The sequence below is a fragment of the Frigoribacterium sp. SL97 genome, assembly GCF_026625765.1.
Lineage (GTDB): Bacteria > Actinomycetota > Actinomycetes > Actinomycetales > Microbacteriaceae > Frigoribacterium.
This window is the reverse complement of sequence record NZ_CP113062.1, coordinates 2,532,500-2,543,593: the sequence shown is the minus strand read 5'-3', so window position 1 is coordinate 2,543,593 and position 11,094 is coordinate 2,532,500. Positions and strand designations below refer to the sequence as shown.

Genomic DNA, 11,094 nt, shown 5'->3' with positions numbered 1-11,094 from the left:
CCGGTGGGGGTCAGCCGTCGACCGGTCGTCGCAGGCGGTCGAGTCGGCCGCGCCAGAGCGCCAGGCGCCCCGGCTCCTCGGCGGGTGCGGGGCCGTCGATCCAGCCGGTGACGATGCGGATGCCGTGCAGTGCGCCGAGGCTCCAGACCTCGAACCCGTCGAGCTCGTCCGGCCGGGTGCGGTCGTGCAGCACGTCCACGCCGAGGACGGCGGCCAGCGTCGTCAGGCTGCGGACCGTGACGCCCGGGAGGCGCGGCAGGTCGTCCGACGGGAGGCAGAGGGCGTCCCCGCGCCACCAGACGATCGAGCTCCAGGCGCCTTCGACGATGTGCCCCTCGGGCGAGAGCAGCACGGCCTCGCCGGCCCCTCGGGACCGCGCCTCGGAGACGAGCGAGCCGAGGGCGGCGAGGTCGGGCCCCTTGACCGTCGGTCGCGTGCGGGGGTCCCGGTCGGCCGTGGCGAGGACGACCGAGCGGTGGCGCGGGGGAGCGGGACGGAGGCGCAGCCGCAGCCGTGCCCGGTCGCCGTCCTCGGCTCCGTCGCCTGCGCCGAGCTCGACGCGGGGGAACCAGGCTCCCGTCCGGGGGAGGACCGCGAGGGCCGCCGTCCAGAACGCCGACACCTCGTCCGCGTCGGGCGACCCGGGCACCTCGGCGACCGACCCGGCGAACCGGTCGCGGTGCACGTCGAGGGCCAGCACCGAGCCGTCGTCGACCAGCCACGAGTCCGCCACGAGGAGGCGCGGGTCGGCGTCCGCCGCCCCTCCGCCCCCGCGCGTCGCCAGCTCGTCGCCCTGCCAGACGTGCAGCACGTCACCACCCGGCCGCTCGCCACTCATCGGGTCGGGTCTCCGCTCATAGGATCAAGGGTATGCGTCCCGCGGTCGTCCGTTCCTCCCTGCCGTGGCGCGACCCCGAGGCCGTCGTCCGGCACCTGGCCGCGACCGGCGACGTGGTCTGGCGCGACGCCGGGGTGGGCGCCGTGCGGGGCCGCTCGGTCGTCGGGTGGGGTCGGGCCGCGACGGGCGACGTCCGCGACGGCGGCGCCGACCGGCTCTGGCAGGCGGTGCGTGACGACCTGCTCGACGTCGAGCCCGACAGCCATCCCCTCGGTTGGGCCGGCTGGCTCGGCTACGGCTTCGGCTGCCGGCTGCTCGACCGCGACGCCACCGAGGGGCACCGGCGGGCAGCCACCGCCTCCACCGTTGCCGCCGACGGGGACCCCGCCGACCTCGCCCTGCTCGACGTCGACCGTGCCCTGGTCTTCGACCACGCCGCACGCTCGGTCGAGGCCGTCGCGCGGGCCGGCGACCCGTGGGCGTCCTCCCTGGTCGAGACCTGGGCCGACGTGCCGCCCGAGCCTCCGGTGCCCGGGCCGACCCGCGCCTCCTCGGGGGCGCCGCCCCGCCCATCGCCCGCTGGCGGCACCGCCCCGACGAGTACCTCGACCTGATCGAGGGGTGTCGGCGGGCCATCGCGGCCGGCGAGGCGTACCAGCTCTGCCTGACCACGGCCGTCGACGTCGTGGGGCCGGTGGACGCGCTCGAGGCCTTCGCGCGCCTCCGTCGGTCCTCGCCGGCGCCGCACGCGTCGTTCGTGCGCATCGGCGACGTGGCCGTCGTCGGGGCGTCGCCCGAGTCGTTCGTCGAGGTGACGGCCGACGGCCGGGTGTCGTCGGCGCCGATCAAGGGCACGCGACGCCGCGGGTCGGGCGCCGACGACACGGTGCTCGCGCGCGAGCTCGTCGAGAGCGAGAAGGAGCGCGCCGAGAACGTCATGATCGTCGACCTGGTCCGCAACGACCTCGCCCGGGTGGCCCTGCTCGGCACGGTCGAGGTGTCCGAGCTGCTCGCCGTGCACTCGTACGAGCACGTCCACCAGCTCGTCAGCACGGTGCGGGCCCGTCTCGGGGCGGGGTGCACCGCGGCCGACGTCGTCGAGGCGGCCTTCCCCGCCGGGTCGATGACCGGTGCCCCGAAGCGACGGGCCGTCGAACTGCTCGCCGACCTCGAAGGAGCGCCCCGGGGGGTCTACTCGGGTGCGACCGGCTGGCTCGGGCGCGACGGCTCGGCGAGCCTGGCGATGACCATCCGCTCGATCGTCGTCCACGGGGCCCGGGCGGCGGGTGCGGGACGGCCCGCGCGACCGGCGGGTGCTCGCGTCGGGGTGGGCGGCGGCATCACCATCTCGTCGGTGCCGGTCGACGAACGCGACGAGGTCGAGCTCAAGGCGGCGGCCCTGCTCGCCGTGCTCGGCGTCCGTGACGCCGACGGGGCCCTGGTCCGCATGTCGTGACGGCGCGTGCCGTTCGGTAGCCTTGGCGAGGATCGCCGAGCCCGGCGCACGTCGCCGTGCCCTCGCACGGACGGTCCACCCCCACCGCACCGACTGCCAGCAGTGAATGAGAGCCCCGTGGCACACGAGCACGACACGACCGCGACCGACGCCTCCTCGGCCATCCCGCCCCACGACGGCGTGCCCGAACGCGAGTACGACGTCGCCCGCCTGCAAGAGAAGTGGCAGGCCCGGTGGGACGCCGAGCAGCCGTTCGTCGTCGACCCCGACGACAAGCGGCCGCGCAAGTACATCCTCGACATGTTCCCCTACCCCTCGGGCGACCTGCACATGGGCCACGCCGAGCAGTACGCCCTCGGCGACATGGTGACGCGGTACTGGCGCCAGCAGGGCTTCAACGTGCTGCACCCGATCGGCTGGGACAGCTTCGGGCTCCCCGCCGAGAACGCGGCCATCAAGCGCGGCGTCGACCCCCGCGAGTGGACCTACGCGAACATCGAGCAGCAGAAGCAGAGCATGAAGCTCTACGCCCCGTCGTTCGACTGGAGCCGGGTGCTGCACACGAGCGATCCCGAGTACTACAAGTGGAACCAGTGGCTGTTCCTCGAGATGTACAAGAAGGGCCTGGCCTACCGCAAAGACAGCTGGGTCAACTGGGACCCGGTGGACCAGACCGTGCTCGCCAACGAGCAGGTGCTGCCCGACGGCACCAGCGACCGGTCGGGTGCCGTCGTGGTCAAGAAGAAGCTGACGCAGTGGTACTTCAAGATCACCGACTACGCCGATCGCCTGCTCGACGACCTCAACCAGCTCGAGGGCCGGTGGCCGACCAAGGTGCTCAACATGCAGCGCAACTGGATCGGCCGCTCGATCGGTGCGGACGTGCACTTCGCCATCGAGGGCCGTGACGAGAAGGTCACGGTCTTCACCACGCGTCCCGACACCCTCTACGGTGCGACGTTCATGGTCGTCGCGCCCGACTCCGACCTCGCCGCCGAACTCGTCGCCGACGCGACGGACGACGTCAAGGCGACCTTCGCCGAGTACCTCGTCGAGGTGCAGAAGGCGACCGAGATCGAGCGCCAGTCGAGCGAGCGCCCCAAGACGGGCGTGCCGCTCGGCCGGGTCGCGGTCAACCCGCTCACGGGCGACCCGATGCCGGTCTGGGCCGCCGACTACGTGCTGGCCGACTACGGCCACGGCGCGGTCATGGCCGTGCCCGCGCACGACCAGCGCGACCTCGACTTCGCCCGCAAGTACGACCTCCCGGTGCGCGTCGTGGTCGACACGAACGCGCCCGTCACGGGCGTGATCCCCAAGCTCGAGCTCGACGAGGACGGCCAGGCGATCCTGCCGGACGACCTGCCCGACCTGAACCCCCGCGAGACGGGCGTGGCCCTGACCGGCGACGGCCGACTGATGAACTCGGGCGCCCTGACCGGCCTCAGCAAGTCGAACGCGATCAAGCGCGTCGTCGAACTGCTCGAGGCGTCCGGCGACGGCGGGGCGGCCAAGACGTACCGTCTGCGCGACTGGCTGATCTCGCGCCAGCGCTTCTGGGGCACGCCCATCCCGATCGTGCACGGGGCCGACGGCGTCGAGGTGCCGGTGCCCTACGACGAGCTGCCGGTCCGACTGCCGTCGACCGAGGGCCTCGACCTCAAGCCGAAGGGCAGCTCGCCGCTCGGCGCGGCCGAGGACTGGGTGAACGTGCCCGACCCGCGCGACGGGTCGCCCGCGCGTCGGGACGCCGACACGATGGACACCTTCGTCGACAGCTCGTGGTACTTCCTGCGGTTCCTCGATCCCACCGACGCCGACCGGGCCTTCGACCCGGCCCAGGCCAGCAGGTGGGCGCCGGTCGACCAGTACGTCGGAGGCGTCGAGCACGCCATCCTGCACCTGCTCTACGCGCGCTTCATCACCAAGGTGCTCTTCGACCTCGGCCACGTCGACTTCACCGAGCCCTTCAGCGCGCTGCTGAACCAGGGCATGGTGCTGCAGGACGGCGCCAAGATGAGCAAGAGCAAGGGCAACGTCGTCAGCCTCTCCGACGAGATCGAGAAGCACGGCGTCGACGCCATCCGCCTGACGATGGCCTTCGCCGGCCCGCCCGAGGACGACATCGACTGGGCCGACGTCTCTCCCGCCGGTTCGGCCAAGTTCCTGGCCCGGGCGTTCCGTCTCTCGAGCGACGTCGACAGCTCGCGCGACGTGGTGTGGGCCGACGGCGACCAGGCCCTGCGCCGGGTCACCCACCGGTTCCTCGCCGAGGCCCCGGGGCTGAGCGAGGCGTTCAAGTACAACGTCGTCGTCGCTCGCCTGATGGAGCTCACCAACGCCGTCCGCAAGGCGATCGACTCGGGTCCCGGCGCGTCCGACCCGGCGGTGCGCGAGGCGACCGAGACCGTCGCGCTGGGGCTGTCGCTGTTCGCTCCCTACACGGCTTCCGAGATGTGGGAGAAGCTCGGCTACGACGGCGGTGCCCTCGCCACGTACGGCTGGCGGAAGGCCGACCCGACGCTGCTCGTCGAGACGAGCGTCACCGCGGTCGTCCAGGTCAACGGCAAGGTGCGCGACCGGCTCGAGGTGTCGCCCAAGATCGCCTCCGACGAGCTCGAGGCGCTGGCCCGCGACTCGGCGGCCGTGCAGCGCGCGATCGGCGACAAGCAGATCGTCAACGTCATCGTGCGGGCGCCGCGCCTGGTGAACATCGCGGTGAAGTAGGTACTCGGGGCGTCTCGTCCCCACTCGTCGACGGCCGCCCTGGCTCCCCAGGGCGGCCGTCGTCGTCCGTGCGGCGCGATGGGCGCTCGTACCGTGACGGGTCATGACCGTCAGCTTCCGCACCGCCGTCGACCCGTCCGAGCCGGGTGGTCCGCGGTGGCGCGTGGGGGTCGGGGCGGTCGTCGTCCTGCTCTTCGTCGTGCTGGCGGTGAGCGTCGCCGTGTCGGCCTTCGCCACCCGAGGAGGCGCGGCGGACGAGCTCGTGACCGTCGAGCCGGGCACCGGGGCCGAGGCCGGGGCAGGGGCCGGCACCGCATCTCCCGCGGGTGCCTCGGTCGTCTTCGTGCACGTGCACGGCCGGGTGGCGGCGCCCGGTCTGTACGAACTGCCGCACGGCGCCCGCGTCGTCGACGTGGTCGCGGCGGCCGGCGGGTTCACGGACGAGGCCGACCAGGCGGCGGTCAACCTCGCGCGGGTGCTGGTCGACGGCGAGCAGCTGCGGGTGCCGGCCGTCGGTGAGACCGCGGACGACGGGGTGGCGGGTGGTGGTGACGCGGCGGCGGGTGGACCGGCCGCGGGGGGAACGGCGACCGGTGGCGGGACGGCGACCGGTGGCGGGACGGTCGACCTCAACCTCGCGGACGACGCCGCGTTGCAGACGCTGCCCGGGGTGGGGCCGGCGACCGCGGCGGCGATCCTGTCCTGGCGTGACGAGAACGGACGCTTCCGCAGCGTCGACGACCTGCTGGGGGTGCCGGGCATCGGTCCGAAGACGCTCGAGGCACTGCGCGAGCGGGTGCGGGTGTGACGCCCGGTCGCGCCCTCGACCTGCGGCTCGGGGTGCCGGTGGCCGTGGCGTGGGTCGGGCTCGCCGTGGGTTCGACCCGGCCGGGGCTGTCGCCCGTCGTGGCCGCCGTCGCCCTCGTCGTCTGCGTCGTCGCGGTCGGGCTCGTGCTCGTGGCGCGGGTGGGCGCCCTCGCCGCCGGGCAGGTCCTGCTGGTGGTGGCCCTGAGTGCCGGGGCGTGTGCCGGGCTCACGGGCCAGGCGGCGGTGCGCGACGACCGCCGTCACCCGTCGGGGCTCACGACGTCGGTGGGGCACGCGGTCACCGTCGAGGGGCGCCTGCTCGACCGGGTCGAGGCGCGGTCCGACGTCCTGACGATGTCGGTCGACCGACTCGACGTCGGCGCGGGGACCGTGGCCCTCGGGGACCGCGTCCCGGTGCGGGTGTTCGGGGCGCGCCTCGACGGTCGCCGGTCGGCCGAGATCGGGGCCCGGGTGTCGGCCCGGCTCGTCCTGGGCCCGGTGAGGTACGGCGAGTCGGTCGCGTTCGAGGGGCGGGCGGTCGAGCCGCTCGGCGTCCGCGCCGAGCCCGGGCGGACGTCGGCCTGGTCGAACGGGCTCCGCTCGGCCTTCCGTGCCGTGGCCGCAGACCTGCCGGGTGACGGCGGGGCCCTGCTGCCCGGGCTCGCGATCGGCGACACGTCGGGGGTGCCCGACGACCTCGACGACGTCATGACGCAGGCGTCGCTCAGCCACCTGACGGCCGTGTCGGGCTCGAACTGCGCCGTGCTGGTCGCACTCGTGGTGCTCGTCGGGTCGGTGCTGAGGGTCCCGCGGTTGCTGCGACTCGCGATGGCCGTCGTCGTGTTGGTCGCGTTCGTCGTGCTCGTCACGCCCGAGCCGAGCATCGTCCGGGCCACCGTCATGGCGGTGCTCGTCCTCGTGCACCTCGCCGTCGCCCGGCCGATCGCCGGTGTGCCCGTGATCGCGCTGGCGGTCGCCGGGCTGCTGTTCGCGGACCCGTGGTTGGCCCGCGACCTCGCCTTCGTCCTGTCGGTCCTCGCGACGTCGGGGCTCGTCGTGCTCGGAGGGCCGCTGACCGCCCTGCTGGCGCGCCTCGTGCCCGCACCGGTGGCGGCGGCCCTCGCCGTCCCCACGGCCGCGCAGCTCGCCTGCCAGCCCGTGCTGCTCGCCCTCGAACCGAGCATCGCCCTGCACGGCGTCGCCGCGAACGTGCTGGCCGGCCCGGCGGCTCCGGTGGCGACCGTGGGTGGGCTCGTCGTCTGCGTGCTCGCGCCCTGGGCGCCCGCGACCGCCGCGGCCGTCGCGTGGGCCTCGTGGCTGCCGTCGTCCTGGGTCGCGGCCGTCGCCCGGTCGGCGTCGACCTGGCCGGGCACGCGAGTCGGGTGGGACGCCTCGGCGCTCGGCGTCGCCTCCCTGGTCGGCGTGACGGCCCTCGTCGTGGTCGCCGTGGTGGCCCGGGCCCGCGGCCGCCTGCGGGCCGTCGCGACGACGCTGCTGGTGGGCGTGCTGGTGGCCACCGTCGGGGTGGTGGGCGGGCGCACCGTGGTGACCCGCGCCTCCGTTCCCGACGACTGGGTCGTCGCCCAGTGCGACGTGGGGCAGGGCGACGCCGTGCTCGTCCGGAGCGCGCGGGCCGTCGCCCTGATCGACGTGGGTGACGACGAGGCCGCCGTCGACCGCTGCCTCTCGACGTTCGGCGTGCGCCACGTCGACCTGCTCGTGCTCACCCACTTCGACCGTGACCACGTCGGGGCGATCGGCTCGGTCGTCGGCCGGGTCGGCACGGCCCTCGTCGGGCCCGTGGGGCGCTCGGACGACGCCGAGGTCGTGACCGCCCTGCGCGGCGGTGGCGCCGAGGTCCAGGAGGCGCGGGTCGGCACCCGGGGACGCCTCGGCGACCACACGTGGCGGCTCCTCTGGCCGCCCTCCGCGACCCCGGCGGGCAACGACGCCAGCCTCGTGGTGCGCCTCGACCCTGGCGGGTCCTGCCGGGTCGGCTGCCTCTCCCTGCTGGCCCTCGGCGATCTCGGTGAGACCGCCCAACGCCGTCTGGCCTCGTCACCCGACGGCGACGAGGGGCTCGGGCGGGTCGACGTCCTGAAGGTCTCGCACCACGGGTCGGCGGACCAGCACGCCGAGTTGTACGAGCGGGTGTCGGCCCGCGTCGGCCTGGTCGGCGTGGGGGCCGACAACTCCTACGGGCACCCGACCGACGTCGCGCTCGACCTGGTCCGGGACGGCGGGGGAGTCGTGGTCCGCAGCGACGAGGCCGGTCAGGCCGCCGTCACGCCCGTCGGCCGTGACGGCGGCGACGTCGGCCTGCGGATCTGGCGGGAGCACGCGGGGTCCGCGGGTCGAGATCGCGCGTCCGACACGTCGGTGGCGTCCTCTAGCATCGGAGGAGGCGCGGCGGGCCCCGCGTCCGTGGGACGACGTCCGAGAGGCAGCATGGCAGCGCGAGCGAGTGGCAAGACGGCGAAGAAGGCCTCGGTCGCGATCGACCAGGTCGGGTGGGACAAGATCCGCCCCGCGGCCGTGGTGCTCGTGAGCGGGCCCGAGCAGTTCCTCGCCGACCGTGCCTCGCGCCAGCTGCGCGACCAGCTCGTCGCCGAAGACCCCAGCCTCGAGGTGCACGACCTCGAGGCCGACCATTACCAGCCCGGCGAGCTCGTGACGCTGGCGAGCCCGTCGCTCTTCGCCGAGCCCCGTCTCATCCGCGTCTCGAACGTCGAGAAGTGCACCGACGCCTTCCTCACCGAAACGCTGCGCTACCTCGACACGCCCGCCGACGACACGACCCTCGTGTTGCGCCACGGTGGCGGGGTCCGCGGCAAGAAGCTGCTCGACGCCGTCCGGGGCGGCACCGGCGGCGGGCTCGAGGTCGTCTGCGCCGAGCTCAAGAAAGACACCGAGAAGCTCGAGTTCGCGGCCGCCGAGTTCGCCGCCGAACGGCGTCGCATCTCGCAGGGGGCCCTCCGGGCGCTCGTGACGGCTTTCAACGACGACCTGGCCGAGCTCGCCAGCGCGTGCCAGCAGCTGATCAGCGACGCCGCGGCCGAGATCACCGAGGCCACGGTCGAGAAGTACTACTCGGGTCGGGTCGAGACCAACGCCTTCAAGGTGGCCGACGCGGCCATCGCGGGTCAGCAGGGCGAGGCTCTGGTCCTGCTCCGCCACGCGTTGTCGACCGGGGCCGATCCCGTGCCCGTGGTGGCGGCGTTCGCGATGAAGATCCGCACCATGGCCAAGGTGCAGGGCTCCTACGGCGGCTCGGGTCAACTCGCCTCGCGCTTCGGACTCGCCCCGTGGCAGGTCGAACGGGCACAACGAGACCTCCGGGGCTGGACCGAGGACGGGCTGGGCCGGTGCATCGAGCTGCTCGCCGAGACCGACGCGGCCGTCAAGGGCGCCGAGCGCGATCCGGTGTACGCGCTCGAGCGGATGGTGACCATGATCTCGACGCGCGGTTCGCTGCTGTCGTGAGTCGCGCCTCCTGACCGTCCGGTCGCCTGTCCTGCGGGCGAACCGCGACGACGAAGGCCCCGTCTCGATCGAGACGGGGCCTTCGTCGTCGAGCCCGGGGGCTCGGGGGAGGGGAGCCTAGAGGGCGCCGACCTGCTTCGCGATGGACGACTTGCGGTTCGCGGCCTGGTTCTGGTGGATGACGCCCTTGCTGGCGGCCTTGTCGAGCTTCTTCGACGCGAGGAGCAGAGCCGAGGTGGCCTTGTCCTTGTCGCCGGCGGCGATGGCCTCGCGGGTGGCGCGGACGGCGGTCTTGAGCTCGCTCTTGACGGCGCGGTTGCGGTCCTGGGCCTTCTTGTTGGTGCCGATGCGCTTGATCTGCGACTTGATGTTTGCCACGTGAACTACTTTCTGGATTCTGAGTATCGGACGATGTGCGCCAGCCGAGCGTCCGACCGACGTGAATCGGTCGACCCGGTGCTGCCGCCGGTGATGGCCACCGGAGCGGCTCTCGGCTGCGATCGCGTTCCGCCACTGCAGACGTAACGCGCAAGCCAACAGGCAACGTTACCAGCAGCGAGCCCGACTCTCAACGAACGTCGACCGGTCGGCGTGCCGTGTCGTGCGGGGTACCGTGCCATCATGCCTCAGCTCGCACCCCACATGACCACCGTGCCCGCTTCCGGAATCCGTCGGGTCTACGAGCTCGCGGCGCAGCTCGACGGCGTCGACATGCTCGTGGTGGGCGAACCCGACGTGCCCGTCGCCCGCCACATCGCCGACGCCGCACGCCGCGCCTGGGCCGACGACCGCACCGACTACACGCCGAACGGCGGCATCCCGGCCCTGCGCGAGGCGCTCGTGGACAAACTCGCCCGGGAGAACGACGTGCACGTGGACCTCGAGCAGGTCTGGGTCACCGTCGGGGGGACGCAGGCCCTGCACCAGACGATGGGACTGCTGCTCGCGGCCGGCGACGAGGTGCTGGTGCCGGACCCCGGCTACACGACGTTCACGATGAACGCCCACATGCTCGACGCCGTGCCCGTGCCCTACACGTTGGCCCCCGAGCTCGGCTTCCACCCCGACCTCGACGAACTCGAGAACCTCGTCGGCGACCGCACCCGTGCCCTCATCGTGAACAGCCCGTCGAACCCGCTCGGCGTCGTCTATCCGGAGGAGACGCTGCGGCGCTTGCTGGACTTCGCCCGCCGGCACGACCTCTGGGTCATCAGCGACGAGGTCTACGAGTACTTCACCTACGGGCCGAAGCACGTCAGCCTGGCGTCGCTCGACGGCGACGACCGGGTGTTCAGCGTCTTCTCGATGAGCAAGACCTATGCCATGACGGGCGTGCGGGTCGGCTACCTCGTGACGCCCAAGGGCCTCGCGGAGACGATGCGCACGGTCCAGGAGGCGGCCATCAGCTGCGTCGCCGAGCCCGACCAGCACGCCGCCCTCGCCGCCGTCGTGGGGGACCACCAGCCCGTGGCCGACGCCCGCGAGCACTATCGGAGCAACCTCGACCTCGCCACGACGTTGCTCGACGAGCGGGGCATCCGGTACCTCGAGCCCACCGGCGCCTTCTACCTCTGGATCGACGTCAGCCACGCCTCGCAGGGCGACGTGGCGGCGTGGGCCGAGCGGTTCCTGTTGTCGGAGCGTGTCGCGGTCGCGCCGGGCAGTGCGTTCGGCCGGAGCGGCGAGGGGTGGATCCGCGTCTGCCTCGCGTCGTCACCCGAGGTGATCACCCGGGGGCTCGGCAAACTGCCGGCGCCGGGCGACCCCCGCTGAGATCCGGGGG

The 11,094-nt window shown here is 73.4% G+C and carries 8 protein-coding genes and 1 pseudogene; 7 read left to right on the top strand and 2 right to left on the bottom strand.

Going from position 1 to position 11,094, the window contains the following annotated elements; all coding sequences use genetic code 11:
- Positions 1-10: 10 nt before the first annotated feature.
- Complete coding sequence (locus OVA02_RS12535; protein WP_267658608.1) at positions 11-838, bottom strand: aminotransferase class IV; 828 nt, start codon at positions 836-838, stop codon at positions 11-13.
- 32 nt (positions 839-870) lie between these two features.
- Here OVA02_RS12535 and OVA02_RS12530 point away from each other — a divergent pair, with 32 nt between their 5' ends.
- The 6 genes and pseudogenes from OVA02_RS12530 to holA all read left to right on the top strand — a co-directional run bounded on the left by OVA02_RS12530 (position 871) and on the right by holA (position 9,311).
- The gene (locus OVA02_RS12530) at positions 871-1,452 is read left to right on the top strand and encodes a hypothetical protein (protein ID WP_267658607.1); all 582 of its coding nucleotides are present in this window, start codon (positions 871-873) and stop codon (positions 1,450-1,452) included.
- A complete protein-coding gene (locus tag OVA02_RS12525) occupies positions 1,338-2,294 on the top strand; it encodes an anthranilate synthase component I family protein (protein WP_267659703.1) in 957 nt (318 codons plus the stop codon). The genes OVA02_RS12530 and OVA02_RS12525 overlap by 115 nt, the downstream gene beginning before the upstream one ends.
- A gap of 180 nt (positions 2,295-2,474) precedes the next feature.
- The gene (gene leuS / locus OVA02_RS12520; RefSeq protein ID WP_420709658.1) at positions 2,475-5,021 is read left to right on the top strand and encodes a leucine--tRNA ligase; all 2,547 of its coding nucleotides are present in this window, start codon (positions 2,475-2,477) and stop codon (positions 5,019-5,021) included.
- A gap of 103 nt (positions 5,022-5,124) precedes the next feature.
- Complete coding sequence (locus tag OVA02_RS12515; RefSeq protein WP_267658606.1) at positions 5,125-5,829, top strand: ComEA family DNA-binding protein; 705 nt, start codon at positions 5,125-5,127, stop codon at positions 5,827-5,829.
- A gap of 353 nt (positions 5,830-6,182) precedes the next feature.
- Positions 6,183-7,616, top strand: a pseudogene (locus OVA02_RS12510) (ComEC/Rec2 family competence protein); the annotation flags it as partial.
- A 660-nt stretch (positions 7,617-8,276) separates the two neighbouring features.
- A complete protein-coding gene (gene holA / locus OVA02_RS12505) occupies positions 8,277-9,311 on the top strand; it encodes a DNA polymerase III subunit delta (protein WP_056047549.1) in 1,035 nt (344 codons plus the stop codon).
- Between the two features lie 117 nt (positions 9,312-9,428).
- Here holA and rpsT read toward each other — a convergent pair whose 3' ends face one another.
- Complete coding sequence (rpsT, locus tag OVA02_RS12500) at positions 9,429-9,689, bottom strand: 30S ribosomal protein S20 (RefSeq protein ID WP_043596189.1); 261 nt, start codon at positions 9,687-9,689, stop codon at positions 9,429-9,431.
- 243 nt (positions 9,690-9,932) lie between these two features.
- Here rpsT and OVA02_RS12495 point away from each other — a divergent pair, with 243 nt between their 5' ends.
- The gene (locus tag OVA02_RS12495; protein ID WP_159824834.1) at positions 9,933-11,084 is read left to right on the top strand and encodes a pyridoxal phosphate-dependent aminotransferase; all 1,152 of its coding nucleotides are present in this window, start codon (positions 9,933-9,935) and stop codon (positions 11,082-11,084) included.
- Positions 11,085-11,094 lie beyond the last annotated feature (10 nt).

What these genes read in the sequence shown, in the direction of transcription:
- OVA02_RS12535 (WP_267658608.1), bottom strand. Translation starts at nt 838, where the DNA reads ATGAGTGGCGAGCGGCCGGGTGGTGACGTGCTGCACGTCTGGCAGGGC.
- OVA02_RS12530 (WP_267658607.1), top strand. Translation starts at nt 871, where the DNA reads ATGCGTCCCGCGGTCGTCCGTTCCTCCCTGCCGTGGCGCGACCCCGAG.
- OVA02_RS12515 (WP_267658606.1), top strand. Translation starts at nt 5,125, where the DNA reads ATGACCGTCAGCTTCCGCACCGCCGTCGACCCGTCCGAGCCGGGTGGT.
- holA (WP_056047549.1), top strand. Translation starts at nt 8,277, where the DNA reads ATGGCAGCGCGAGCGAGTGGCAAGACGGCGAAGAAGGCCTCGGTCGCG.
- OVA02_RS12495 (WP_159824834.1), top strand. Translation starts at nt 9,933, where the DNA reads ATGCCTCAGCTCGCACCCCACATGACCACCGTGCCCGCTTCCGGAATC.